This is a genomic window from Martinezella tropici (assembly GCF_003287875.1).
Lineage (GTDB): Bacteria > Pseudomonadota > Alphaproteobacteria > Rhizobiales > Rhizobiaceae > Rhizobium > Rhizobium tropici_C.
This window is the reverse complement of record NZ_QMKK01000019.1, coordinates 1-26,226: the sequence shown is the minus strand read 5'-3', so window position 1 is coordinate 26,226 and position 26,226 is coordinate 1. Positions and strand designations below refer to the sequence as shown.

25 protein-coding genes, 1 tRNA gene and 1 pseudogene are annotated in these 26,226 nt (G+C 59.6%); 13 read left to right on the top strand and 14 right to left on the bottom strand.

The features are described 5' to 3' along the window. Window positions 1-71: 71 nt before the first annotated feature. Entirely contained in the window at window positions 72-1,721 is a 1,650-nt protein-coding gene (betA, locus tag DQ393_RS02705; RefSeq protein WP_112340268.1) for a choline dehydrogenase, read from the top strand. Between the two features lie 12 nt (window positions 1,722-1,733). Here the strand turns inward: betA and DQ393_RS02700 are convergent, their stop codons facing one another. Both DQ393_RS02700 and DQ393_RS02695 read right to left on the bottom strand, forming a co-directional pair. Beyond that, on the bottom strand, window positions 1,734-2,033 hold the full coding sequence (locus tag DQ393_RS02700; RefSeq protein ID WP_112340267.1) for a type II toxin-antitoxin system RelE/ParE family toxin: 300 nt from the start codon (window positions 2,031-2,033) through the stop codon (window positions 1,734-1,736). Continuing rightward, window positions 2,030-2,302, bottom strand: a complete 273-nt coding sequence (locus DQ393_RS02695; protein WP_112340266.1) for a YlcI/YnfO family protein — start codon at window positions 2,300-2,302, stop codon at window positions 2,030-2,032. The genes DQ393_RS02700 and DQ393_RS02695 overlap by 4 nt, the downstream gene beginning before the upstream one ends. Before the next feature lie 192 nt (window positions 2,303-2,494). Here DQ393_RS02695 and DQ393_RS02690 point away from each other — a divergent pair, with 192 nt between their 5' ends. Beyond that, the gene (locus tag DQ393_RS02690; protein WP_112340355.1) at window positions 2,495-3,856 is read left to right on the top strand and encodes a chloride channel protein; all 1,362 of its coding nucleotides are present in this window, start codon (window positions 2,495-2,497) and stop codon (window positions 3,854-3,856) included. 29 nt (window positions 3,857-3,885) lie between these two features. Here DQ393_RS02690 and DQ393_RS02685 read toward each other — a convergent pair whose 3' ends face one another. After that, complete coding sequence (locus tag DQ393_RS02685) at window positions 3,886-4,332, bottom strand: RrF2 family transcriptional regulator (protein ID WP_112340265.1); 447 nt, start codon at window positions 4,330-4,332, stop codon at window positions 3,886-3,888. Window positions 4,333-4,822: 490 nt separating this feature from the next. Between DQ393_RS02685 and DQ393_RS02680 the strand changes: the two genes are divergently transcribed. From DQ393_RS02680 to cysN, 3 genes are all read left to right on the top strand, one after another. After that, window positions 4,823-5,560 (top strand): phosphoadenylyl-sulfate reductase, encoded by a 738-nt coding sequence (locus DQ393_RS02680; RefSeq protein ID WP_112340264.1) that lies wholly within the window; start codon window positions 4,823-4,825, stop codon window positions 5,558-5,560. Between the two features lie 128 nt (window positions 5,561-5,688). Next, window positions 5,689-6,642, top strand: coding sequence for a sulfate adenylyltransferase subunit CysD (gene cysD / locus DQ393_RS02675; RefSeq protein ID WP_112340263.1), 954 nt, complete (start codon window positions 5,689-5,691; stop codon window positions 6,640-6,642). Window position 6,643: 1 nt separating this feature from the next. Then, window positions 6,644-8,146: a sulfate adenylyltransferase subunit CysN gene (gene cysN, locus DQ393_RS02670; RefSeq protein WP_112340262.1), complete on the top strand. Its 1,503-nt coding sequence runs from the start codon at window positions 6,644-6,646 to the stop codon at window positions 8,144-8,146. A 146-nt stretch (window positions 8,147-8,292) separates the two neighbouring features. On the opposite strand, the gene hisC is transcribed toward cysN, so the two are convergent. Together hisC and DQ393_RS02660 are read right to left on the bottom strand one after the other, a co-directional pair. Beyond that, entirely contained in the window at window positions 8,293-9,351 is a 1,059-nt protein-coding gene (gene hisC, locus DQ393_RS02665; RefSeq protein ID WP_112340261.1) for a histidinol-phosphate transaminase, read from the bottom strand. A gap of 171 nt (window positions 9,352-9,522) precedes the next feature. After that, the gene (locus DQ393_RS02660) at window positions 9,523-10,446 is read right to left on the bottom strand and encodes a LysR family transcriptional regulator (protein WP_112340260.1); all 924 of its coding nucleotides are present in this window, start codon (window positions 10,444-10,446) and stop codon (window positions 9,523-9,525) included. Window positions 10,447-10,626: 180 nt separating this feature from the next. On the opposite strand from DQ393_RS02660, the pseudogene DQ393_RS02655 reads away from it, so the two are divergent. The 4 genes and pseudogenes from DQ393_RS02655 to DQ393_RS02640 all read left to right on the top strand — a co-directional run bounded on the left by DQ393_RS02655 (window position 10,627) and on the right by DQ393_RS02640 (window position 15,730). Further along, a pseudogene (locus tag DQ393_RS02655) lies at window positions 10,627-12,188 on the top strand (MFS transporter). 224 nt (window positions 12,189-12,412) lie between these two features. Next, entirely contained in the window at window positions 12,413-12,778 is a 366-nt protein-coding gene (locus tag DQ393_RS02650) for a hypothetical protein (RefSeq protein WP_245430240.1), read from the top strand. A gap of 426 nt (window positions 12,779-13,204) precedes the next feature. Next, window positions 13,205-14,266 (top strand): porin, encoded by a 1,062-nt coding sequence (locus DQ393_RS02645; RefSeq protein ID WP_112340259.1) that lies wholly within the window; start codon window positions 13,205-13,207, stop codon window positions 14,264-14,266. Between the two features lie 381 nt (window positions 14,267-14,647). Continuing rightward, window positions 14,648-15,730: a 3-deoxy-7-phosphoheptulonate synthase gene (locus tag DQ393_RS02640; protein ID WP_181592278.1), complete on the top strand. Its 1,083-nt coding sequence runs from the start codon at window positions 14,648-14,650 to the stop codon at window positions 15,728-15,730. A gap of 6 nt (window positions 15,731-15,736) precedes the next feature. On the opposite strand, the gene DQ393_RS02635 is transcribed toward DQ393_RS02640, so the two are convergent. The 6 genes from DQ393_RS02635 to DQ393_RS02610 form a co-directional block, all read right to left on the bottom strand. Beyond that, entirely contained in the window at window positions 15,737-16,150 is a 414-nt protein-coding gene (locus DQ393_RS02635; RefSeq protein ID WP_112340257.1) for a DUF6314 family protein, read from the bottom strand. Further along, entirely contained in the window at window positions 16,150-16,677 is a 528-nt protein-coding gene (gene msrA / locus DQ393_RS02630; RefSeq protein WP_112340256.1) for a peptide-methionine (S)-S-oxide reductase MsrA, read from the bottom strand. Before msrA ends, DQ393_RS02635 begins: the two co-directional genes overlap by 1 nt. After that, a complete protein-coding gene (gene msrB, locus DQ393_RS02625; protein ID WP_069613810.1) occupies window positions 16,674-17,123 on the bottom strand; it encodes a peptide-methionine (R)-S-oxide reductase MsrB in 450 nt (149 codons plus the stop codon). Before msrB ends, msrA begins: the two co-directional genes overlap by 4 nt. Window positions 17,124-17,301: 178 nt before the next feature. Then, the gene (locus tag DQ393_RS02620; protein ID WP_112340255.1) at window positions 17,302-17,799 is read right to left on the bottom strand and encodes a GAF domain-containing protein; all 498 of its coding nucleotides are present in this window, start codon (window positions 17,797-17,799) and stop codon (window positions 17,302-17,304) included. A 35-nt stretch (window positions 17,800-17,834) separates the two neighbouring features. After that, window positions 17,835-18,545 (bottom strand): pentapeptide repeat-containing protein, encoded by a 711-nt coding sequence (locus DQ393_RS02615; RefSeq protein ID WP_245430239.1) that lies wholly within the window; start codon window positions 18,543-18,545, stop codon window positions 17,835-17,837. Between the two features lie 441 nt (window positions 18,546-18,986). After that, window positions 18,987-19,063: transfer RNA gene (locus DQ393_RS02610), tRNA-Pro, on the bottom strand. 303 nt (window positions 19,064-19,366) lie between these two features. Between DQ393_RS02610 and DQ393_RS02605 the strand changes: the two genes are divergently transcribed. Further along, on the top strand, window positions 19,367-19,786 hold the full coding sequence (locus tag DQ393_RS02605) for a hypothetical protein (protein WP_112340253.1): 420 nt from the start codon (window positions 19,367-19,369) through the stop codon (window positions 19,784-19,786). A 171-nt stretch (window positions 19,787-19,957) separates the two neighbouring features. Here the strand turns inward: DQ393_RS02605 and DQ393_RS02600 are convergent, their stop codons facing one another. From DQ393_RS02600 to DQ393_RS02590, 3 genes are all read right to left on the bottom strand, one after another. Beyond that, window positions 19,958-21,661 (bottom strand): hypothetical protein, encoded by a 1,704-nt coding sequence (locus tag DQ393_RS02600; RefSeq protein WP_432421977.1) that lies wholly within the window; start codon window positions 21,659-21,661, stop codon window positions 19,958-19,960. Next, window positions 21,661-22,734 (bottom strand): glycosyltransferase, encoded by a 1,074-nt coding sequence (locus tag DQ393_RS02595; protein ID WP_112340252.1) that lies wholly within the window; start codon window positions 22,732-22,734, stop codon window positions 21,661-21,663. Before DQ393_RS02595 ends, DQ393_RS02600 begins: the two co-directional genes overlap by 1 nt. A gap of 190 nt (window positions 22,735-22,924) precedes the next feature. Then, on the bottom strand, window positions 22,925-23,518 hold the full coding sequence (locus tag DQ393_RS02590; protein ID WP_112340251.1) for a hypothetical protein: 594 nt from the start codon (window positions 23,516-23,518) through the stop codon (window positions 22,925-22,927). 138 nt (window positions 23,519-23,656) lie between these two features. Here DQ393_RS02590 and DQ393_RS02585 point away from each other — a divergent pair, with 138 nt between their 5' ends. From DQ393_RS02585 to DQ393_RS02570, 3 genes are all read left to right on the top strand, one after another. Next, window positions 23,657-23,959, top strand: coding sequence for a hypothetical protein (locus tag DQ393_RS02585; protein ID WP_112340250.1), 303 nt, complete (start codon window positions 23,657-23,659; stop codon window positions 23,957-23,959). A 73-nt stretch (window positions 23,960-24,032) separates the two neighbouring features. Next, complete coding sequence (locus DQ393_RS02580; protein ID WP_112340249.1) at window positions 24,033-24,791, top strand: DUF4393 domain-containing protein; 759 nt, start codon at window positions 24,033-24,035, stop codon at window positions 24,789-24,791. A gap of 219 nt (window positions 24,792-25,010) precedes the next feature. Next, entirely contained in the window at window positions 25,011-26,198 is a 1,188-nt protein-coding gene (locus DQ393_RS02570; RefSeq protein WP_432421976.1) for an integrase core domain-containing protein, read from the top strand. Window positions 26,199-26,226: the final 28 nt, after the last annotated feature.

The window sequence follows — 26,226 nt, the reverse complement described above, 5'->3', positions numbered from 1 at the left end:
CGACCCTCCCCCTCGAGGGGAGGGTGTAGACCCCTTTGATTTACGCCCGTTGCCACCAGGAGCACATCGTCATGCAAGCAGATTTCGTCATCGTCGGCTCGGGCTCGGCCGGCTCCGCCATGGCTTACCGCCTGTCGGAAGACAGCAAGCATTCGGTCATCGTTCTGGAATTTGGCGGCAGCGATTTCGGCCCATTCATCCAGATGCCGGCGGCCCTTGCCTGGCCGATGAGCATGGACCGTTACAATTGGGGCTATCTTTCCGAGCCCGAACCGCAGCTCAACAACCGACGCATCACCGCGCCGCGCGGCAAGGTGATCGGCGGCTCCTCCTCGATCAACGGCATGGTCTATGTGCGCGGCCATGCGGAAGACTTCAACCGCTGGGAGGCGCTCGGTGCGCAGGGCTGGGCCTATGCTGACGTACTGCCCTACTTCAAGCGGATGGAGCATTCGCATGGCGGTGAAGAGGGCTGGCGCGGCAAGGATGGCCCGTTGCATGTGCGCCGAGGCGATGCCCGCAACCCGCTGTTCCACGCCTTCATCGAGGCCGGCAAGCAGGCGGGCTTCGAGGCGACGGAGGATTATAACGGCAGCAAGCAGGAAGGCTTCGGCCTGATGGAGCAGACGACATGGATGGGCCGGCGCTGGTCTGCGGCGACAGCCTATCTCAAGCCTGCGCTGAAGCGGCCGAACGTAAACCTCATCCGCTGCTTCGCCCGCAAGGTCATTATCGAAAACGGCCGCGCGGCCGGTGTCGAAGTCGAGCGGGACGGCAAGATCGAGGTCATCTGGGCGAACCGTGAGGTGATCATCTCCGCCTCCTCGTTCAATTCTCCGAAGCTGCTGATGCTGTCCGGCATCGGACCTGGGCAGCATCTGCGCGACATGGGGATCGAGGTGAAGGCCGACCGGCCGGGCGTCGGCGCCAACCTGCAGGACCATATGGAGTTCTATTTCCAGCAGACGAGCCTGAAGCCTGTGTCGCTCTATTCATGGCTGCCCTGGTACATGCAGGGGATTGCCGGCGCGCAGTGGCTTCTCTTCAAGAAGGGCCTCGGCACTTCCAACCAGTTCGAAGCCTGCGCCTTCCTGCGCTCCGCACCCGGCGTCAAACAGCCCGATATCCAGTACCACTTCCTGCCCGTTGCCATCAGCTATGACGGCAAGGCGGCAGCGAAGAGCCACGGCTTCCAGGTGCATGTCGGCTATAACCTGTCGAAATCGCGCGGCAACGTCACGCTACGCTCCTCCGATCCGAAGGCCGACCCGGTGATCCGCTTCAACTATATGAGCCATCCGGAAGACTGGGAGAAGTTCCGCCACTGCGTACGCCTCACCCGTGAGATCTTCGGGCAGAAGGCCTTCGACGACTATCGCGGCGCGGAAATCCAGCCCGGACCGAACGTTCAGTCCGACGATCAGATCGACGCCTTCCTGCGCGAACATCTGGAAAGCGCCTATCATCCCTGCGGCACCTGCAAGATGGGCGCGAAGGATGATCCGATGGCGGTGGTCGATCCCGACACCCGCGTCATCGGCGTCGACGGCCTGCGTGTCGCCGACAGCTCGATCTTCCCGCATGTCACCTACGGCAACCTGAACGGTCCTTCGATCATGACAGGCGAAAAAGCGGCCGACCACATCCTTGGCAAGCCGAGGCTGGCACGCTCGAACCAGGAGCCTTGGATCAATCCGCGGTGGGAGACAAGCGATCGGTAGGATGGGCGCGCATCAGTGGTAATCCTCCTCTCGCTGATGCCTGATCGCTAGTATCGTCACCGTCTCGCTATCCTCGATTTCGAATAGAGCGACATAACCTGACGAGCCGAAAGGAATGACGAGTTCGCGGAGAAATGCGTCGTCCGCCGACGCTTTGCGGCAACTGAACGGAAAATTCTCCAGAAATTCCATTGCCTTGGCGATCGCCTGATAGGCTTTTTCCGCAAGCTCGATGTCTCTTACCAAGAGATAGTCATAGAGTCGTTCGAGATCATCGAGCGCGCCTTGGGAGTAACGCACTGCAAAGGTCATTTTCGTCCGGACGCTTTTGCAGCTTCAAGTTTGCGCTTCAGCATTCCCAGCACGTCGTCAGCGCTATGATACACGCCTGTTTTCCTCGCATCCTCCCGCGCAGCAAGGCCGCGAGCGATGAATTCGGCCCTCGTTCGGCGGTGTTCAATCTGCGCACGCAGCGAACTTTCCACAAATGCTGACAATGACTCACCCTCTCGCAGCACGCTTTCAGCAGCGGCGCGCAAGGCGGGATCAACCCTCAAGGGGGGTATGGAAGCGGATTTCATTCATCGGCTCCTTTGCATTGCAATTGCGATACATTCTATTCGATGGCTCGAAACGGTCAACACGTGGATTAAGCCTTGGCCGCAAAAGGAAATTCTGTAAGAAAGATCGATATCGCAATTCTCCCCACGAGGTGAGCGGCCCGGAAAATGCCTCCAAAGGGCATGCCGGCCAGCATAACGGTCACACGTCCCATGCCCCCTATCTACCGCAAGTCCAAGCTGCTCCGCCGTTCCCGCGTTTTCTGGGGGTCTTTCAATCTCTGGCGGCCGCGTTTGGTGTTCTGGACAGGTGCCCTGGCGATCGGCGTCATCAGCGTCGGCTTCGCCAAGCTCGCCGATCTGGCGCAACGGACTTTTACCGGCGTGACGCAATCCGGCGAGTGGATGTGGCTGCTGCCGCTCCTGCTGACGCCGCTCGGCTTCGTGCTATCCGCCTATCTCGCAGCGACGCTGTTTCCCAATTCGCAAGGAAGCGGCATCCCGCAGGCGATTGCCGCGCGACATCTGCATCATGAAGAGGATCGCACCAAGCTGTTGTCGCTGCGGCTCGCCTTCGGCAAGATCGTGCTGACCATACTGGGGCTCCTAAGCGGGGCCTCCATCGGTCGCGAGGGGCCGACAGTGCAGGTCGGCGCCTCCTTCATGCTGGCCGTTGCCCGCTTCGGCGGCATGGCGCAGGCCAAGGGGCTGATCCTCGCCGGCTCCGCCGCCGGCATCGCGGCCGCCTTCAACACGCCACTTGCGGGTATCGTCTTTGCCATCGAGGAGATGAGCCGCACCTACGAATCCCGCGCCAATGGCCTGGTACTGACGGCCGTCATCCTCTCCGGCCTTGCCGCACTCGGCCTTTCCGGCAGCTACAATTATTTCGGCACGGCCGACGCCGCGCCGACGATGCTTCGGGACTGGATCGTCATGCTGATCTGCGGCGTCGGCGGTGGCACGCTCGGCGCCACTTTCAGCGGACTGGCGCTCTACGCCGGCATCCGCATCCGCCGCTGGGCACAACCGCAACCGCTCCAGCGCATGCTGATCCTGGCCGGTCTCTGCGGTCTTGTCGTTGCCGCCGTCGGCGTGCTTTCCGGCGGCCAGACCTTTGGCACGGGTTACGAGCAGGCTCGCGGCGCAGTGGAAGGACACGCCCTGCCCCTGCTCTTCTTCGTCGAGAAGCTACTGGCAAGCTTTCTGTCGATGATCTCGGGCATTCCCGGCGGCATCTTTGCCCCATCGCTTGCTGTCGGCGCCGGTTTCGGCAGCACGGTCGGCACGCTGGTCGGCGGCAGCATCGCGCTCGCTGCGATCCTCGGCATGGCCGGTTATTTCGCCGGCGTGGTGCAGGCGCCGATGACGGCCTTCGTCATCATCCTGGAAATGACGGGCGATCATCAGGCCGTCATCCCGATCATGGCGGTATCGATGATCGGCTATGTGACGTCCCGGCTGCTCTCGCGCGAGCCGCTTTATCACGGCCTGTCGCGCGTCTTCATCGCAGCGGCCATCCGCGCCCGGCGGGCCATGGAGAAGGAAGGCAGCGAGGAGCATGCCGCCGGTTGAGGCCCAGGGCCTGCCATTCCGATTCTTGATTAGGCCATCAACCTCGTGACCTCAGCCCCATCGGGCTGAGCAATGGCATCGGCGATCGTCGTCGAGAACAACACCTTGCGGGTCGCATCCGCCACCCGGGCGAAGACATGGCGGATTTCGCAGTTTTGCTCACCGTCGCAATCGTCGCAGCGGCGATAGGCTGTCAATGACAGACAGGGCAGCGGCGCCAGAGGCCCATCGATGACCCGCAGGATTTCGCCGAAGGTGATTTCGTCTGCCGGCTTGCGCAGGAGATAACCGCCCTGCTTGCCACGACGGCTTATGACGATACCCTGATGCTTCAGGTCGAGAAGGATCTGTTCGAGGAACTTCTTCGGAATCTTCTGCTGGGCGGCGATGTCGGAAATCATCATCGGCTCGCCCGCCTCGGATTGGGCCAAGGCAGACAGCGCCCGCAGCGCATATTTTGCTTTCTGAGTAATCATTTCGAACCGCTTCACACACACATGCGATACGTCCGGTCGAGCGATTCGCCCGGTCCGCTACAGAACTCCTCAGCCCTCGTCCCCGGGGCAATTTCGAAGCACTCACACCCTTGGCGCACGGCCAGGAAACGTTAGCAACCCAGACTTGTTGTCATTCTTTGTCGCTATGCCAATAGTTTAGCGCAAAATCCACCGCAGCGCATCATTTTGGGCATCACTTCCGATTTCCATTTGACAAGCTATGTGTAACTCTACTATTTCTATAGACATTAAAGCAAGCACTTAAACATGGCTCGCCATATCAAGTGCTTCCGAAGGGCCGCTTCCCGCGGCAAATCGCCTTGGTTAACAGCCGGGGCGGTCGCTTTTCCTTATCGGTGCTGCTTCATGGAGATATTTACTCTCCAGCCGCTCCCTTTCGAAATCTATTTTTCTGTCCGCAAACGTCACGAGCTGCGATACTCCTGCCAATATCAGGACAGGATCCCCCATGACTGCCATTACATCCATTGAAGACGCCGCGACGCTCAACAGCCAACTCGCATCGCTCGATCTTGCTGGCCGTCTGTCTCTCGTGGCCGGCCTCGGAGGTCGCACCGTGTTCACGACGTCGCTCGGGATCGAGGATCAGGTGATCACGGCGGAGATCGGCAATCACCGTCTGCCGATCGAAGTGGCGACCCTGCAGACAGGTCGTCTCTTCCCGGAAACGCTCGCCCTGATCGGCGAGACCGAAAGCCAATACGATATCAACATCGTCCGTTACGAGCCGGAACAGGCCGATATCGATGCCTATGCGGAAAAATACGGTCTGAACGGTTTCTATGAGAGCGTCGAAGCCAGGCACGCCTGTTGCGGCGTGCGCAAGCTGAAGCCGCTTGCGCGGGCACTCTCGGGCGCCACCATCTGGATCACCGGCCTGCGCCGCGGCCAGTCCGCCAACCGCGCCGATACGCCCTTCGCCGAATTCGACCCCGAGCGCAACCTGATCAAGATCAACCCGCTCGCAGACTGGGACATCGATGCCATCCGCGCCTATGTCGCCGATAACAGCGTTCCGGTGAACCCGCTGCATGCCCGCGGCTATCCCTCGATCGGCTGTGAGCCCTGCACGCGGGCGATCAAGCCGGGCGAGCCCGAGCGGGCCGGCCGCTGGTGGTGGGAAAACGACGAAAAGCGCGAATGCGGTCTGCACGTTCATGAAGAGATCACAGCCGCCGCACAGTAAAATACCCGCCGGCTCCCGGCTTTCGATCCAAGGCGCGTTTCCTACGCCGCCGATATCTAGGGAGCCAAAGCATCCATTCTTTCCGGTCCATATTCCGGCCGGCACATTTGAAAGTTCTGGAGTCATCAATGCCCGATAGCCGTCCGGATACGGAAATCTCCAATCCGCAAAGCGTCAAGCCGCCCCTCGATCCGCATCTGAAGGCACTCGAAAACGAGGCGATTCATATCTTCCGCGAAGTTGCCGCCGAATTCGAGCGTCCTGTCATGCTCTATTCGATCGGCAAGGATTCGTCGGTACTGCTGCATCTGGCGCGCAAGGCCTTCTATCCCGGCCGCGTCCCCTTCCCGCTCCTGCATGTGAACACCGGCTGGAAATTTGCCGAGATGATCACCTTCCGCGACGAGATCGTGAAGAAGTATGATCTCGACCTGATCGAGCACATCAATCCACGCGGCAAGGCGGAGAATATCACGCCCTTCACCTATGGCTCGGCCCGCTATACCGACATCATGAAGACCGAAGCGCTGCGCCATGCGCTCGATGCCGGCCAGTTCGACGCCGCTTTCGGCGGCGCTCGACGCGACGAGGAAGCCTCGCGTGCCAAGGAGCGCATCTATTCCTTCCGCACGCCGGACCATCGCTGGGATCCGCGCAACCAGCGCCCGGAACTCTGGAACATCTATAACGGCCAGATCCGCAAGGGCGAAAGCGTTCGCGTCTTTCCGCTTTCCAACTGGACCGAAGTGGATATCTGGCGCTACATCCAGGCCGAGGAAATCCCGATCGTGCCGCTCTATTTCGCGGCCAAGCGCCCGGTTGTCGAGCGCGATGGCATGATGATCATGGCCGCGGACCCGCGGCTGGAATTGCTGCCGGGCGAAACCAAGCGCGAGGAAGTGATCCGCTTCCGCACCCTCGGCTGCTTCCCGTTGACCGGGGCCATCCGCTCCACCGCCACGACCCTTGAAGACATCATTGCAGAGCTGGAAATCGCCACGGTTTCCGAACGTCAGGGACGCGCTATCGACCGCGACCAGTCCGGCTCCATGGAAAAGAAGAAGCGTGAAGGATATTTCTGAGATGACCGCAAACGCCAACGTCGTCACGATGCCTGTTGTGGGGCCCGCTGTTGGGTCTGCCGCCGAACCGGCCAAGGCTCTCCGCGATTCGCGCCCGCTTCGCCTGATCACCTGCGGCAGTGTCGATGACGGCAAGTCCACGCTGATCGGCCGTCTCCTCTGGGATACCAAAGCGGTCAAGGAAGACCAAGCCGCCACGCTGCAGCGCGATTCCACCGGCAAGCAGAATGACCTCGGCCTGCCCGACTTCGCACTGCTGCTCGACGGTCTGCAGGCCGAGCGCGAACAGGGCATCACCATCGATGTCGCCTATCGCTATTTCTCGACGGACAAGCGCTCGTTCATCGTCGCCGACACGCCCGGTCACGAGCAGTACACCCGCAACATGGCAACCGGTGCCTCTACCGCCGATCTCGCCGTGTTGCTGGTCGATGCGCGCATGGGCATCCTCGAGCAGACCCGCCGCCACGCCACAATCGCGTCGCTGCTCGGCATCAAGCAGTTCGTGCTCGCAGTCAACAAGATCGACCTGACGAACTACGACCGTGCCGGCTTCGAGAAGATCTCCAACGACTTCCGCGAATTCGCCCTTTCGCTCGGCGTCAAGCAGATCACGGCCATCCCGATGTCGGCGCTGAAGGGTGAAAACGTCGTCTATTCCGGCCAGGCTGCCATGCCGTGGTATACCGGCCCGACGCTGGTCGAAACGCTGGAACTGGCGACCGTTCGCTCCGCGCAGACGGTCGGCTTCCGTCTTTCGGTGCAACGCGTCTCCCGCCCCGGCGAAAGCTTCCGCGGCTATCAGGGTACGGTTGCCGGCGGCTCGGTGAAGCCGGGGGACAGCGTCATGATCCTGCCGTCGGGCATGGTGGCCAATGTCTCGAAGATCGTCACCTTCGATCTCGTGCGCAATGCCGCGGTCGCAGGCGACGCCATCACGCTCGTCCTCGACCGCCAGGTGGACGTGTCGCGCGGCGACATGATCGTCGCCATCGACAGCCAGCCGCAGACGGGCCTTTCCTTCGATGCCCAGATCGTCGCGCTGCAGCCGGAAGGCATCGAACCCGGCAAGCGCTACTGGTTGAAGAGCGGCAGCCGCCGCCAGCGTGTTCAGGTACAGCCGATCGCGCAGCTTGAGCTGAAGACCGGCGCCTGGGCTCCGGCGCAGGCGCTGTGGATGAATGCTATCGGCAAGGTTCGCCTGACCTTCGACGAGAGTGCCATCTTCGATCCCTATGAGCAAAACCGCTCGACCGGCTCCTTCATCCTGATCGATCCGGAAAGCAACAACACGGTTGCGGGCGGCATGATCACCGGCAAGCGTTCCGATGTCGGCGGCATCCACAAGGATGGCCAGCGCGTTCTCCTGTCGCTGCCGGCCGATCTTGCCGAGCAGATCATGGCAAGCGAACTCTTCGCCAACCGCCGCGATGAAACGGATGTGCGCCGCGTCACCGCCGCACAGGCAGCGGAAATTTGGGCAAACGCGGCAAGCGACATCTGATCGCTATCGCATGTGATGACAGAAGGCGGCGGGCTTGGCTCCGCCGCCTTTTTCATTTGCCGCTTTGCGGTGACAGCACGACTGCGGTTGAGGCAGCTCCTGGTCTTTTTAAGGCCCTGAAGCAAATTCTTCCGAGACAGCCAGTGTTACTGCAATATTTCACCGAGAACCGCTACCAGCCGATCGCACTCATCATCCGTACCGATGGTAATACGCAGGAAATCGTCGATACGCTCGCCGGAAAACCGTCGTACCAGAATGTTCCTGCTCCGCAGCTCTGCCGCCAGTTCCGCGCCTGAACGGCTCGGATGCCGTGCGAACAGAAAATTCGTGGAGGACGGGAGGACGTGGAAGCCGAGTTCCTTGAGCCCGACGGCCAGGCGCTCACGGCTGGCAATGATCAAGGCGCGATGACGCTCGAACCAGTCCCGGTCTTTCCAGGCGGCTACAGCACCTGCCTGCGCAAGCTGATCGAGGGGGTAGGAATTGAAGCTGTCCTTCACCCTTTCCAAGGCCTCGATCAGCGGCCTTTGCCCGACGGCGAAGCCCACTCGCAAGCCGGCAAGCCCGCGGGACTTCGACAGGGTCTGGATCACCAAGAGGTTTGGGTATGTCCGGACAAGCGGGACGGCGCTCTCGCCGCCGAAATCGACATAGGCTTCATCGATGACGACGACCTGATCGGGATGATTCCTAAGAAGATTTTCGATATCGACTAGAGGCAGGCCAATCCCTGTCGGCGCATTGGGATTGGGCAGAATGATTGCGCCGCAGGGCTGGCGATAATCGTCAATGCGGACGCACATTTCGGCATCGACCGGAACCCGCCGGAACTCGATTCCGTAAAGGCGGCAATAGGTCGGATAGAAGCTGTAGCTGATGTCGGGGAAAAGCAGTGGCTCCTCATGATTCAGCAGTGCCTGGAACGTATGGGCCAGAACCTCGTCCGATCCGTTGCCGACGAAGACCTCGTCCTTGTCGATCCCGAAGCTTTCGGCGATCACGCTGCGCAACTCCCGCGCCGTCGGATCGGGATAGAGCCGAAGCCTGTCGGACGTCGCCTTCGAAATTGCCTCCAGCGCAAGCGGAGAAGGCCCGTAAGGGCTTTCATTGGTGTTCAGCTTGATCATGCCGCCCATCGTCGGCTGCTCGCCGGCGACATAGGGGGTCAGGGTGTGAACAATGGGGCTCCAGAAACGGCTCATCGTGATTTCCAAATTTGGCGGCCGCCAATCCTTAAATCGGCGCGGCAAATTAAAACGTAGATGTCTACCGTTGCAAAATCGAATGCCGCCGACAACCGTTTCGACGGCAATTCGGGGAAATATACCGCCTGGCCAGCATGCAGGCTTCAAACCGGCTGCCGGGCCTCTTTTTCAAACAGCAGCCGTGGCCGGCAAAACATCGCAGCTTTTCGCGAAAAGCCGCTCGCTCAGGAAATCGACGAAAACCCGAACCTTGGGCGACATATGGCGATTGGACGGCCAGAGCAGATGGAAATGGCCGGGTTCATCGATGAAATCGTCGAGAACCGTTTTGAGCTTTCCTTCCGCAAGCGTGCTGCGCACGAGGAAATCGGGCATGCAGCCGATGCCGAGGCCGGCGATCGTCGCGCCGCGCACAGCCTCCATATTGTTGCAGGAAAAGGCCGTTCGCATGCGCAACTCCGGCTCGCCTTCCGGCATGGTCAGCGGCCAATCCTGCAGCTTGCCGCTGTTGGGGAAGCGAAACCTGACGGCCAGATGCTCGTTGAGCGCGCGCGGACAATCGGGAATGCCGAAGCGTTCAAGATAGCTGGGCGCGGCACAGAGCAGCATCTGAAACGGCCGCAATGTCCGCGAGATCAGCCGCGAGTCGGGCAGCTGGCCGCTGCGGATCGCGACATCGACCCCTTCCTCGATCATGTCGACGATGCGGTCGTTGAAATCGATGTCGAGTTCTACATCCTGGTAGCGGGCGACGAATTCCGGCACAACGGGCAGCAGGAAATGATAGCTGACGATCGGCACGCTGACGCGCAGCCGTCCGCGCGGAACGGCAATAGCTTGAGCGAGCGATGCCTGCGCATCGTCGAGATCGTCGAGCACGCGCCGGCAGCGCTCATGAAAGAGACGCCCCTCCTCGGTCAGCCGGATGCTGCGGGTAGAGCGCTGCAGCAGCCGAACGCCGAGCTGGCGCTCCAGATTGCTGACCGCCTTGCCGACGGCCGATGCAGAAAGGCCGAGCACACGCCCGGCGGCCGCGAAGCTGCCGAGATCCGCCGTGCGAACGAAGGCCGTCAATCCGCTCAAGCGATCCATAGGTATATCCTCATTCGAGAGTTTTATTCCGGTATATATGGAGCTATAGCGGTATTATCATTCGATTGCAGCAAAACTATCCTCTTTGGGTCATTTCAGGTTCGTGGGCGGCCTTTCCGGCCAGCATCACTCCCAGCATAGCCCGCGGCCTTCTCCTTGCTCGAACCCAATGGTAATCCGATGATTTCATCTCAGACAAAGGTCGCAAGCGCGACCGAGAAATTCTTCGTGCTCGTCGCCGTCTGCTGCGCCGCAGCGGCAATGCCGCTCACATTCACCGGCCCGGCCGTCGCCCTCCCCGCCATCAGCCGAACGCTCGGCGGCAGCCCGATTGCGCTTAACTGGGTCACCAATGCCTTCATGCTGACCTTCGGCAGCTGCCTGATGGCATCAGGCGCGCTGGCGGACAGTTTTGGCCGGCGCCGCATCTTCCTGACCGGCGTCGCCTGCTTCGCGCTGTTCTCAGCCGGACTGGCGCTCGCCGGTAACATCGTCTGGTTCGACATATTGCGGGCATTGCAGGGCCTTGGTGCCGCCGCCGCTTTTTCCGGCGGCATGGCCTCGCTCGCCCAGGAATTCGACGGGACGGCGCGCATGCGGGCCTTCAGCATCGTCGGCTCCAGCTTTGGCGTCGGGCTGGCTTTCGGCCGATCGCCTCCGGCTTGATGATCGATGCCTTCGGCTGGTCATCGATCTTCGTTCTCGTGGTTGCCCTGGCATTGCTCGCCCTCGGACTTGGCGCCTATTTTCTGCGCGAATCACGTGATCCGGATGCGGCGGGACTGGATTGGCCCGGTGCGCTGAGCTTCACCCTTGCCTTGACGCTGTTCACCTATGGTGTCCTGCGCGCACCCGAAACCGGCTGGAGCGATCCGCTCGTCATCGGCCTGCTGATTGGTGCGGCGTTGCTTTTCCTGGCCTTCGGTATCATCGAGCGCATCGTGAAGCGGCCCATGCTGGATCTCAGCCTGTTTCGCTATCCGCGCTTCGTCGGCGTGCAGCTGCTGGCGGCGGCACCCGCCTATGCCTTCGTCGTGCTGCTGATCCTTTTGCCCGTGCGGTTCGTCGGCATCGAAGGCATGAGCGAGATCGCAGCAGGCCGGATGATGGTCGCGCTATCAGCGCCGCTGCTCATCCTGCCGATCGTCGCCGGGCTTCTGACCCGCTGGTTCAGCCCGGCAACGATCTGCGGCACCGGCCTTGTCATCTCGGCCTCAGGTCTGTTCTGGCTCAGCCATGTCACGGCGGGTTCGGCTCCTTCCGCGCTCATCGGTCCGCTGCTTGCGATCGGCGTCGGCATCAGCCTGCCTTGGGGCCTGATGGATGGACTTGCCGTCAGCGTCGTTCCCAAGGAGCGTGCCGGCATGGCAACCGGCATCTTCAGCACCACCCGCGTCGCCGGCGAAGGCGTGGCACTCGCGGTCGTCAGCGCCGTTCTGTCCGCTCTTATCCAATCGAAACTCGGGGCCTCGGCAGCAGAGCATGCTTCGGCCGCGGCGCAACAGCTCGTCACCGGCAATCTGGCGGCGGCGGCCTCGAATGTGCCGGCGATCGGGCATGACGTCCTCATTCAAGACTATGGCCACGCCTTCAGCGCACTGCTCTGGCTGCTGACGGCCATCACCCTCATCACTGCAATCGTCGTCTTTTCTTTCCTCGGCCGGACGTCATCGGCCGTCAGCACTGAAGACACGGATCAATTGCAAGAGGACGAAGAGATGCTTCGCGCATCGAAAGGGTAAGGCAGCATCAGCAACCGGCCCGGGGCTTCGGTCCCGGCGATCCGGCCGGCGATGGCGGCACAGCAAGGCGGCAAATCAAAGGCCGACAAGGATCGAACACCATGGAGCGACGCAACATTATGTTTCGTCGCCACATAAAATGTGCGCGCCGAATCGGCACTCGGACAATCGGCCGAACGGCACGAGACTGGCGTTCATATACGCTGCTGCTATATGATATCCCCATGATATCAGACCGGTTTTTGAAAACTATTGCCTGGACCTACATAGCGGCGCTCATCGGCGTAACGCTTGCGCATTTCAATTGGCAGGCCGCATTTGGCAATCCGTTCGATATCTTTCGTGCCGGCGCTCTCTGCATAGCGGGCATGCTTGCCCGCCTCGCCTACCCGCAATCCCCCTCCTTCACATGCCTTCTGATGATCGGCAGCGTGCTTGCGCTTTCCGTGTCGCATTTCGTGGCAGACGGCAACTATGGCTCGACATTCGATATCATCGTCGGGATGACCAGCGGGCTCTGGGGCATCATGATCGGCTCTGCACTCAGCAGGCTGATCGTTTCCGCCTCGAAGCGGCCTGCATCCTCCTGAAACAACCAACGGTTCTTTCGACGGAGCACTTTCTGCTGCTGGTCGAGTATAATTGCCGCGGCCAAAACGCAAAATGGCCACTAGCCGCTGCCGTCCGATCTCATCTCATAGTATCCGCAAGAAGACTGAAATCACGATGGCGGCCATTTCGTACCTCGAAATGATTATTACGCAGCCAATATTATGCGTTACTTACTATCTGCATTTGCAAATGTGGCTTTCCTGCAACTGAAATTTAAAAACCACGGAAAAGGCATTTTGAGAAAAATATATCATATAACTTTATAGGAATTCGTCTCTAATAAGGACCAGAAGCGGGTGGGGCCCGTTTCTCCCGAGTCGGGGTTTTTAAACAGGGATAGGGAAAGGCACGTCGATTTTTCGGCGCGATAGCCTATGCCCAATCTATATTGGATTGGAGTTTTTATGAACATCAAGAGCCTTCTTCTCGGCTCCGCTGCTGCTCTGGCAGCAGTTTCTGGCGCTCACGCGGCTGACGCTATCGTTGCTGCTGAGCCGGAACCGCTCGAATATGTCCGCATCTGCGACGCATATGGCGCTGGCTACTTCTTCATTCCGGGCACGGAAACCTGCCTCAAGATCGGCGGCTATGTCCGTACCGAAGGCAAGTGGTACGATGCCTACAACCCGACCAGCCGGAACGGCACGCTGTGGCACACGCGCGCTCATCTGAGCCTCGACACTGCGACCGACACCGAATACGGCCCGCTGAAGACCAACACGGTCATCCGTTGGGACTGGCAGGAAGGCGGCGCGACCACCACGAAGCTGCTGTTCGCAAACATCAGCCTCGGCGGCTTCCTCGTCGGTAAGGCTGACTCCCAGTACAACTCGTACATCGGTTACGCCGGCAACGTCATCAACGACGACGTGGTCAATGACGGTCCGTACGAACTCAACCAGTTGACCTACAACTACGACGCGGGCAACGGCTTCACGGCTGTGATCTCGGTTGAAGACACGAACTCCGGTTCGGGCGCTACGGGCGTCAACGGCGAAGACAGCTCCGACCACTATGCTCCGGACGTCGTTGCCGGTGCTGGTTACAAGGCTGGCAACTTCGGCTTCAAGATCGTCGGCGGTTATGACTCGATCGTCGAAGAAGGCGCCATCAAGGCTCGCGTCGATGCCGACTTCGGCGTCCTCAAGGCCTTCGTGATGGGCGGCTGGAACACCGACGGCGACAAGCTGAACAAGTACGCAAACGCCAACGGCGGCGGCGCTGCCAAGGGTATCGGCTGGGGCGACTGGGCTGTCTGGGGCGGCGTCACCGTTCCGATCAACGAAAAGCTGCAGGCTAACGCTCAGGTTGCCTACACCGACTCGAAGATCTTCGCGGCAACCGCAAACGTCCGCTGGAACCCGGTCAAGAACCTCCAGATCACCCCGGAAGTTTCCTACACCAACTGGGACTCCATCAATCAGGACCAGTGGGCTGGTGTCCTGCGCTTCCAGCGTAGCTTCTAATACCACTTTACTGAGATCTGATCTGACTTGACCCCTGATCGGATGGGGACCGGTCCGACTTCCAGCGAAGTCGGGCCGGTCTTCCCGAGAAGGGGTCGATTCATTTGCGGATGGCGTGCGTCGGCCGCCATGCGCGGGCGCATCGATTGCCGAGCGAATAACCGCGCTGCCAATTGCCCGGATTTCCCTATCATCAACGCATCGACATCCAGCATTTTTTGTCGTAGAGACATCCCATGTCGTTCGCCCATGCATATGCCTCGCGATTTTATTCGTACCGCTGCTCTCAGCGGAGGCGGGCCTGTGCGTAGTTAGAAAAGACACGACAGCAAAGACCCGAACAGCCGCTAGTCTACCTGGCGGCTTTTTTGTCGCTACGGTATGACCCTTAAAGGAACCGATACCGTGTTGAATTCCACTGATGACTTGCGCATTGTCGAGATCACGGCGCTGACGCCGCCCTCTCGGATCATTGACGAAATCCCCCGCGACGAGGCGGTGACGGCGACCGTCACCGGGGCGCGCAACGCCGTCCACAACATCCTGCGCGACGAAGACGACCGGCTGATCGTCGTCATCGGCCCCTGCTCCATTCATGATCCGGTCGCAGCGCTCGATTATGCCGCGCGGCTGAAGGAACAACGGGATCGCTTTGCCGATGATCTCGAAATCATCATGCGCGTCTATTTCGAGAAGCCGCGCACCACAGTGGGATGGAAGGGCCTGATCAACGACCCGCATCTCGACGGCAGCTACCGCATCGAGGAAGGGCTGCGCATCGCCCGCAAGCTGCTGTTCGACGTCAATGAGATCGGCCTGCCGGCAGGCTGCGAATATCTCGATACGATCACGCCGCAATATATTTCCGACCTGGTGAGTTGGGGTGCGATCGGCGCAAGGACGACGGAAAGCCAGGTGCACCGGCAGCTGGCATCAGGCCTCTCCTGCCCCGTCGGCTTCAAGAACGGCACGAATGGTGATGTGCGAATCGCGCTCGACGCGATCGTCGCGGCATCGCAACCGCATCACTTCCCGGCGGTGACCAAGGAAGGCCTGGCGGCGATCGCCTCGACGCGCGGCAATGAGGATTGCCACATCATCCTGCGTGGCGGCAAAGAGCCCAATTATGACGCAGCCAGCGTGCAGTCGACGGCGGAGCAATCCCTCAAGGTCGGGCTCGAGCCGCGCATCATCATCGATGCAAGCCATGCCAACAGCAGCAAGAACCCGGAAAACCAGCCGCTCGTCGTCACGTCGGTCGCGGAACAGGTCGCAGCCGGCGACCGGCGGATCAAAGGCATGATGATGGAGAGCAATCTCGTTGCCGGCCGCCAGGACCTCGTGCCGGGCAAGCCCCTGGTCTATGGCCAGAGCATCACCGATGGCTGCATCGACTGGCCGAGTTCGGTGCGCACGCTGGAAGATCTGGCAAAGGCCGTTCAGGCACGGCGACGGGTACGTTAACTCGGCTCAAACACGGCAATAGTGTGCGAGGCTCAGATAGTTTTTTCTGGGCCCGCGCACATGCCACATCTCCGCCCAGGCATCGGATGTCCGAAAGAAGAAACGGCCTCGATAAAGATCGGGACCGCAAAGATGAATGACGCGTTGTGACGCACCCTCACCGAGGCGAATGAATTCCGAAAGATTGGGAAAACGCACGACGAGATCGTCGTGCGCGTCATCGAGCCGATAGGTGCGGCTGCTTCTCAGCGTCGCGTGCTCGCTTCGCGTATCGCCATGTTCCTCGAACTGGACAGGCGTCACGAACGCCTGCCCCTCGAATGTAATCACGGAGCGATTGAAGCGGTCGATGATCCGCCGCTTCACCTCCCATGTGCCGAGATAGAGGTTCAGCCGGCCGATGCCGGCCGATCCTTCCATCAGGAGGCCGCGCGCTGCGCTGCGTCAGCCTGCCGGCGCGGCAACTTCCAGCCCGGCCGGACGAAATGGCACGTATAGCCGTTCGGATAGCGCTCCAGATAATCCTGGTGCTCCGGCTCTGCCTGCCAGAAATCGCCGGCCGGCGCGACCTCGGTGACGACCTTGCCAGGCCACAGGCCGGAAGCGTCGACATCGGCGATCGTATCGAGCGCGACCTGCTTCTGTTCTTCGCTGGTGTAGAAGATCGCCGAGCGATAGCTCAAGCCGACATCGTTGCCCTGGCGGTTGCGCGTGGACGGATCGTGGATCTGGAAGAAGAATTCCAGCAGATCGCGATAGCTGATCTTCTGCGGATCGAAGATGATCTCGATCGCCTCGGCATGGGTGCCGTGGTTGCGGTAGGTGGCATTAGGAACATCGCCGCCGCTATAGCCGACGCGCGTCGAGATGACGCCATTGTAACGGCGGATAAGATCCTGCATGCCCCAGAAGCAACCGCCGGCGAGAACTGCACGTTCCGTTGTCATCTTACATCCTCCACTTGATCGATATAGGCACCATAGCCCTCTGCCTCCATGCGGTCACGCGGCACGAAGCGGAGGGAAGCCGAATTGATGCAGTAGCGCAGGCCGCCGCGGTCGATCGGTCCATCCGGGAAAACATGACCCAGATGGCTGTCACCATTGGCCGAGCGCACTTCGACGCGCACCATGCCATGCGACATGTCGGTCAATTCGCTGACATTGGCGGGTTCGATCGGCTTGGTAAAGCTCGGCCAGCCGCAGCCGGAATCGAACTTGTCCGCAGAGGCAAAAAGCGGCTCGCCGGAGACGATATCGACATAGATACCCGGCTGCTTGTTATAGAGATATTCACCGGAGCCGGGACGTTCCGTGCCGCTCTGCTGCGTCACGCGATATTGTTCAGGGGTAAGCTTGGCGATGGCCTCTGCCGTCTTGCTGTATTTGCCCATTGTTGTTCTCCATGTCCCTCGGCACGCATTCCGAGCTGGGCCGGGTCCTCTAGGGGACGCGAGAAGGCCGGATGAAGCTCGATCAGCGCTAAGGGAGTGTTTGCAGAGCCAATATAGGCATCGCATGAGCGATTTGCCATATCGATCACGACGGCGTGACGTTCGGCCTTTCCCGGCCTCAGCCATTCCCCTTGCATGAAGCGACATAAATTGCAGCCAGCGCCTCGATGCCGGCCTGATCGTCACTGTCGAAACGGCCTGGAAGCGGGCTGTCGAGGTCGATGACGCCGAAGACTTTTCCATGGCGGAAGAGCGGCACGACCAGCTCCGATCGCGAGGCCGCATCGCAGGCGATGTGACCGGGAAAGGCGTGCACATCCTCGACGAGGATCGACTGCGCCCTTTCGAGCGCCGTCCCGCAGACGCCGCGGCCGACCGCAATGCGCACGCAAGCCGGCTTGCCCTGGAACGGCCCGAGCACCAGCTCGTCTTCCCGCTGCAGAAAATAAAATCCCGCCCAGTTGAGATCCGGCAGCATCTGGAAGATCAGCGCGGAAGTATTGGCGGCGTTGGCGATCGGATCCTGCTCGCCATCCAGCAAAGCCTTCAGCTGATCGGCAAGCTCGCGATAGAATTCGGTCTTGCTGTCGTTTCGGATCGCTTTTTCCACGAACATGAACTGGCCTTTCGAAGATGCCGTTTGGAGAAATGTCAGTCCTTCTCGTCCGGCGGGCAAGGCCAGCTGGACGGCGCCTTCAGCCATGAGGGCAATATGGTCGTATTGTTCCCGCAGGCCAGATTGATCTGCGCCTGCTGCAAGCCGCTTGCCTTCGACAGATCGAGCCCCTCAACGCGGGTGAGATACATGAAGGCTCCGCTGAAGGAGGTCGCGCCATCAATCACGGCGCCGTTCAGCGTCGCCCGGGATAGATTGGCGAAAGAGAAATTCGCGCCCGTCAGCACAGCCTTGTCGAAATCGGCGCGTCCGAGCTCGGCCTTCTGAAAATCGGCATTGTTGAGCTGCGCACCGGCAAATTCGGCTCGCTGCAATTCGGCATTGGCAAAGGAAGCGCCACTGGCGGAGGCGTTGGTGAAATCGGAGCGATAGGCTTCGATCTTCGCGAAGTTCGCGCCGTCGGCCTTGGCATTCTTCAGCCAGGCGCGCACCAGCGTCGCCTTTTCGAGATTGGCGGAAGTCAGGTTGGCATCGCTCAGATCGGTGCTGTCGAAATGGGCGCCCGCGAGATTGGCGCCATGCAGATCGCTGCTCGGCAGCATGATGTTGGTCTTGCTGCAGCCGCTCCAATCAAGGCCCGGTGCTGCGACATTCCCGCAATCGGCGGCACGCAGCGAATTGGTGCTGGGGCCGAGGAGAAACACCGCGCTCAGCGCCAATACGCCGAGGCCCGTAGCTATCCCCATTCTCCGCCCCATGGCGCCCGAGCCCACGGCACGGCGCCTTTGCTTACCTGCAAATTTCTCCCCGGCCACTCGGGCCGCCCCGTCAACAAGATCCATTCCGTCACTCCGCTTCAGCACCGCCAGCCGAACTCTTGCCCGAGTCGGATGCACGTCCCTCTTCCTTGTATATAGTGCTTCGGGCGACAAAAAGAGCCGGTTTTACAAAAGCAGGCCTGATGCGTGGATTGATGTTAGCCGCAATGCAGACGGAGGCGCATGTCCAGGCTCCAAGCCAGCCGTGCGGCGGCTGAAGATGATCTCAGGCAAGCCGATCTCCAGGCCGCATGTCGCGGAACAGAAGGAGCAAGTCTATATCAGACGATAGCCACGCGGCCTTCGGGCAAGATTTCAGATTACATTTTTGTGGGAGATTTTTTCGGGAGGAAGATCAGTGTTTTAAGCTGGTCGGAGTGGAGTGATTCGAACACTCGACCCCCACGTCCCGAACGTGGTGCGCTACCAGACTGCGCTACACTCCGTGACCAGCGGCGCTTCTATAGACCAGCCATTTTTGATGCACAAGCACCAATCTCAAAAAACCTTTTGATTTTTGACGAAAAAATTACAGCTGCGTCTGCCTAGAAAATCGGCAGGAAACGAGGCACGGAATTGCCGGCGTGCAAAAGACGCAACAGATCAAGTAAAATCCCGCTTGTACACGCGGATGGGAATTTTCTTTTGCCGGCTTTGGCGCTAAAGCCCTAAGCGGGACAGGTGGAAAATGCCGTGGGACAGCGGCCTTTCCGCAACCTTATGCGTGACAGAAGCTCAAGGACGACACGATGAATATCCGCATGATCACCGCGGCTGGACTGTTGCTGGCGCTCGCCGGTTGCAGCACCACGACGACGACAACGACGGCAGCCCTTCCGCTGCTTGCGAAGAACCCCGTTCAGGATCGCTGGCAGGGCCAATCCGCAGGCCGCTTCTTCGCGGCCTATGGCCCGCCGATCTCCGACCGCGACGAAGGCGGCAACCGCGTCTACACCTGGCGCGGCGGCTACAAGAACGTGACTATCGTCAACAAGGATGGCAAGAAGGCCGGCAAGCGCTCCCTCAGCTGCAAGGCCGATATCGTCACCAACCAGAGCTACGAGATCCGCTCGGTCAAGATTCTCGGCGACCAGCCGGGTGTCAACGGCTCGTCCTATTGCACCGAGCTTCTGGCTCCGCCGGAAAAGGCAGAAGCAGCGGAAAGCTGAGGCTGCCGCATAACTCCTTGAACCGGAATCGATTTAAGGGACAATTATGCAGCATTTCAAAGTATTACAGCGATCTCGGCGCGTCTTGAAACGCGCGGTGCTGTAAAGCTTCATCACGAGACGATGCCAGCGGGCGGCCCTGAGAGGGCCGCCCGTCTGCGTTTTGAGGCTTTATCCGTGTGCTGCGGCAAGCTCGGCGCAGCTTTTGCGCGGTGGTGCATCTGCCACCGGCGTGAAGGCCCTATCGATGGCATAGAGTTTCGCAAAGGGCGTTTCGGCGGCGAGCTTCACGCCTTGCGGCACGGCACCGCCGAAGCGATCCCTAACATCCGCATTGACGAGCAGAATGAAATCGAAATGCTGCCGCCAATCGCCGAGATAGGGCGCGATGGCGCTGACGGCCCTGACTTCATCGGGGCAATCCAGCAGGCCTATGGAGAATAGATTGCCTTCCGGTACGGCGATGCCGCTCCAGGGCGGCAAGACCGTCAACGGCTGCTTGCCTTTAGCAGTGAAGACCGTCGGCACGAAGGCATGGGCGTAGGGGACGGCAAGCGTCGGCAGATGCCGGAACGTATCCTGATTCCAGGCGAAGTAGCGATGATCCGCAAAACCGTGCCCATCCGGCTGCCGCATGACCGGCAGGACCGCCGCGCCTTCCGGCACCGACGCCAGCACAGCCCGAACGGCGGCCGCATCTGCATCCCCCTGCCACCAGTTGAAGCCGATCCAGGCGGTTCGGCCGAGCACGACCGTCGAGAGCACGAGCATGACGATCAAAGCCTGGCGGCGCGGCAGACGCGGCAAGGGGCAGATCATCACCATGGCCGCAAGCGCCGTCATGATCGGGAAGCGCCAGCTGATCCAGCCGGTGCCGAGCATGTGGCGCGGCGCGATGCAGGACAGAAGCAGCAGGCCGGCGGCGGCGATCGCCATGCCAACATGAATAGTCAGACGGCGCGTGCGCATCGCATAGGTGCAGAGGAGGATCAGCGGTATCAGGAGCAGCATGTCGGCCAGCAGCGCATAGCTCCACAGCGCGGACATCAGGTTGGCCAGGATCAGCACGAGTGAATCGTTCCAGGAGGCATCCAGGCCGCCGCCGCCATCCGGCAAGACGGGCTGGTAGAGAAACAGGCAGATCGCCGGCAGCGTGCAGGCGAGCATCGCGATCAGAAGCCTGCCCCCCAGGCGCAGGAATGTACCGGGTGATCTCAAGGCCGCCGCCGTCGGCGAGAATTCGAGACCGCAGACGAGCGCCATGTAGAAGCCCAGCGAAAAGATATGCATGACCGTCAGCAGCAGGCCGGCGAACAGGCGCCAAACGAACAGCACGGCCGGATTGCGCGATTGCAGGGCGTGGTCGGCGTTTGCGAAAAGCAGCGCCATGCCGAGTCCGATCTGGAAATTGATGAAGCCGCCGATCAGCGTCGCGCACCAGGCGAAATATAATATGCCGATCTGCCAATAATAGCCGCCGCCATGCAGGCGCCGGTGCAGGGCGATCGCGCCGAGCGGCGGCAGAACGATCGCCAGGAAAAGAAGGCTGCGCGCCAGCAGCGAAACGCCGATCAGCGGCCCCAGCCAATAGGCGGCGAGATCGATGCCGACATTGGTGAAGGTCCTGTTCCAATCGAGCGCATAGATCTGATGAAATGGCGGCGTGTCGATGCCGCCGGCGAGCAGCCACATGCGAGCATAATGATTGGGATAATCGAGGATCGGCGGGAATTTGAAAACGGTGACGAAAATCGCGACCAGAATCAGAAAGGCTGAAATCGCCAGACCCGGCCTCTGCCTGACGATGGCGGCATCCGTATCGGCTGTTTCGCGCATGGTCGCGGAAACAGCCGCATTTTCCGGTGGCTGCGGCATCAGCGGACCGCCCTCACCTGCTCCGCATTGTCAGCCATCTCGCCGGAGCCGCTCAAGGCACGGTCAAGCGCGCGCCGCTTGCCCGCTGCGTCCAGATCGGAGAAGTCGCTGGGGATTTCAAGCGAGCGGCCACCCTGCAGCAGGCTTTCGATCATGAACATTGGGCGCCGCTTGTTTTCCTGCACCAGGCGGCCGACATATTCGCCGATGATACCGATACAGATGAGCTGGATGGCGCTGAAGGCCGTGATTGCCGCCATGATGCTCGACCAGCCGACGATCGTCTCGCCGGCGAACCAGCGGATAAGCGTATAGACGAGCAGCAGGGCCGCGCAGCCGGCGCTGGCAAGGCCGAGCCAGGTGCTGATGCGCAGGGGTACGGTGGAGAAGCTGGTGATGGCGTCGAGCGCGAAATTGATCATCTTGCGCAGCGGATATTTGGTCGTGCCGGCAAAGCGCGCATCGCGCTCATAGGGCAGTGCCACCTGCTTGCCGCCGATCCAGCTTACCATGCCGCGGATGAAGCGATCCCGCTCCGGCATCGCGAGCAGAATATCGACGACGCGGCGGCGCATCAGCCTGAAATCACCGACATCGCGCGGGATCGCCACCGAGGCGAGCCGCGACAGCAGCCGATAAAAGAGCGAAGCCGAAGCGAGCTTGAACCAGCTCTCCCCCTGCCGGCGCACACGCTGGCCATAGACGACATCCGCGTCGCGATCCATGATCGGCATCATCATCAGCAACAGTTCCGGCGGATCCTGCAGATCGGCATCGATCAACAGCACCCGCTCGCCGCGCGAGGCGGCAAGACCGGCGGTCGCCGCAAGCTGATGACCGTGATTGCGCATCAGGCGCACGCCCAGCACCTGCGGCGTCTCAGCCGCGGCCGAGGCAATCACCTCCCAGGTGCCGTCGGTCGATCCGTCATCCACCAGGATGATCTCAAAGGCCTCACCGGCAATCCCCCGCGCCGTCGCCACCGCCCGTCGGCAAAATTCCCCGAGCCCCTCCTCCTCATTGTGGCAGGGGGCAACGATGGAAAGCAGCAGTTCCTGGGAAGCGTGGTTCATGATCGCCTGTATCGAGATGATGGCGAACAAGATGGAGGAAAAAGGTCAAACAATATTTAAGTGTTGGAATAACAATCGCCGCGGCAGAGTTTTCTCAGACAATACTTGGAGGAAGCCAGTCACTTAACGGCACAATGCCCGCCAGGGGAGATCGGCGGGCGTTTACATACCTCAAACAGATAAACAGTCATCATCTTCCGTGATTTTTGTCCGGATTGGGTGGTCTCTTTGCTAGATCATCAATACCTTGATCGACCTGTTCGCATGACAATTTAACAGAAGAAATCACAAAATCAACTTGATCATTGGTTTGTTGAATAGAATCTTTTATGTATTTTCTCAACGCGTCCGACTGCTTAACGTTAATATTATCTAACTTTACTGTATCTATGAAATCTTTTCGCTTATTCGCTAAATTGGGATTTTCGGTTTTCATCTGATCAAGCGCAGAGCTAATATTATAGCAATACATCCCCTTATTTTTGTTTAAGATAGGGCCAACAATTAATGCATATAGCTTTGCCTTCTCGGCATCCATGTCTGCCTTAGGGGAGTTATTTTTCTCCATATAAGATAATACCTCGGACAACGCCCAATTCTTCAACTCTGTCGTAGATTTGTCATTTGATAATATTTCGCTAGCATATCGAAAGCGTTCGAAGTCATCTTTACCTGTCTCAAGGAAGTGAGAAAAAAATATCGTCAAGAACGGGATAAGTATGAGTGATATCAGTGGAATAACTCTGTTCACGCGTTGACCCTTGTTATCTTGGCTATTTTCCATGGCATCCTTCGTTCGATTTACGCGCGTCTGCAAGCGTATCGCCGCTCACATTTTCAAAGCAAATGGTTCATGCTTTAGACTGTAATTTTGCTTCATCGAATCACCTCCATCTGCGATTTTGGATGATGGCGCGAGCAAATGGCGGCTATCAAACGACTTTTATGCGACGGGCTTGACTCGCCCGGCAACGAGAACAAAATAGGAACTTATTCTGTCCTCAGGAGTGCCCCTATACCAACGGCCCAGCGCATCGAAATAACATCCGGCCAAGAAGACTTCGTACAAGCCATTCTCGATGCTCACGGCGGGGATGCCCTGGCTGCGCTGCGCAGTGTGATCGCCGATGCCGCCTTCCTTCATGATCAGCTTGAGACAGCCTCCCTGCTCATAGGTAACGGCCTAGTGCGTGGCTGGAAACCGAAGTTCCAGCGGGAGGCATGAACATGATCTCGCCGGTGAAGATAGACGGGCTTATTGCTACAGTAGCTTCATCCGCGAATCAGGATAGACGGCGATGGCAGAAGAGATAGACCTTGCGACAGCGATAGCCATTGAAGTTGCTAAGCAAATCCCAGTTAGAGATACCTACGACGACCTAGCAAAGCCCGCCGCCCGGCAAATTGGAATGCTTGCGGAAGATATCGCGAAAACCATTCGGCTTGTCTTTGCGCCGTTTCAGATCGCGGCGGCGCTACAAGATAAGCTCCGCCCTTTCCTCGACAAGTCTGTTGGTCGCGTTGCGGAAGATAACCGGCTTCCTCCTCCCCCGCAGATCTTAGGGCCGATCCTTGAAGGCATACGGTATGAACCAGAGGACAGCCCGATATCTGAAATGTTCTCGCAGCTTTTAAGCACGAGCATGGATCAGACGCGCGCTCATGATGCGCACCCCGCCTTTTCGCAGATCATAAAGCAGCTATCGCCGGACGAAGCGGCCTTGCTCAATGCCATGTGGGCGCTTCAGAAGAGGGAGGGGCGTTCTTTCCGCCAGCAATTCACTCAAGACTACGACCGGAAATCGAACCGCTTTGGTCCCGTCGCGATGGAGATTGATGAGATACCGCGCGACGGTCTCGTCTTCCCGGAGAATATCGAGTTTTACGGGCAACACTTGTATGCACTGGGTGTCACCGCATTCTATGACGCCACAAATCAAGAGCCGATCTTTGACAAAGATGAGCACGGCAACAGCATTCAGACGGGCATTCGTATGTTTAAGGAACTGCGGTTCACTGATGTGGGGCGGAAATTCATGATGGCTGTAAGCCCGTAGCAAGTCCGATGCGAGTGCGGCAACAAGGAAAGCAACCGCGTGCTGATGGGACGCCCAGCCGCTGATCCGGAATTATGCACCGAAAAAGTGTTCCGTTTTCGAATTCTCTGATGTGCTAACCGCTTGATTTCATTGCGCAATATGTCCTTCCCGAGAGAAGGGTGACAGTTCATACCGGAGACATGGGTTACACTTTTGGCCTTTGCGAGGAGAGCGAAGGTGCCTTGGCAGGAGTGTAACCGCATGGACGAGCGTCTCAAATTCGTTGCGCGGGTTCTGGATGGCGAGAAGATCGCGGCGCTATGCCGCGAGTTCGGCATCTCCCGCAAGACCGGCCACAAGATCATCAGCCGCTATAATGCCTGCGGGCTGGAAGGACTGACGGATCGCTCGCGGCGTCCCTACCGGCACGCCAATCAGCTTCCTTTCCAAATCGAGAAGCTGATTGTGCGTGCCAAGCAGGAGAAGCCGAACTGGGGCGCACCGAAGATCAGGGAACGACTGGCGCGGCTTTATCCGGACGTGCAAACGCCGGCGATCTCGACCGTGCATGCGGTGCTCGACCGCAACGGGCTGGTCCAGCACCGCAAGCGACGGCGCAACAGGGCGGAAGGCACGCCGCTCTCCCAACCCCGCCAGGCCAACGACCTGTGGTGCGCCGATTACAAGGGCGAGTTCATGCTCGCCGACAAGCGCTACTGCTATCCCTTGACGATCACCGACTTCGCTAGCCGCTATCTCCTGGCTTGCGAAGCGCTGCACACGACGAAGGAAGTTTACGCCTTCACCGTGTTCGAGAGCGTCTTCAAGGAGTTCGGCCTGCCCGGAGCGATCAGAACCGACAATGGCGTCCCCTTCGCCAGTCCCAACGGCTTGTTCAATCTGTCGCGACTGGCGGTCTGGTGGCTCCGGCTCGGTATCGACATCGAACGCATCAAGCCAGGCAATCCGCAGCAGAACGGCCGCCACGAACGCATGCATCTCACACTCAAGCTGGAAACCACCAAGCCGGCCGGCGCCAATTTCCTGCAGCAGCAGGCCCGCTTTGACGACTTCGTCGAAGAATTTAACACCGAGCGGCCACACCAGGCCCTCAATATGGCTTGCCCGGCAGAGCGCTACCACGCTTCATCACGACCTTATCACGGCCTGCCGGAGCTCGACTATCCGTTCCACGACCAGACCGTGACCGTCACAACATGCGGCCGCATCTGTTACAAACGAAAGAAGATCAATCTCAGCCTGGTTTTTGCCGGACAGGCCGTTGGAATCAAACAGGTCGAAGACCATATCTGGCTCGCAAGCTTCATGGATTACGATCTGGGATACTTCGATGACGAGACATGCAGGCTCGAACCACTGCCGAACCCCTTCGGCCCAAAGGTGTTACCTATGTCTCAGGAATAAACCGTAACCTATGTGTCCAGAACGGACC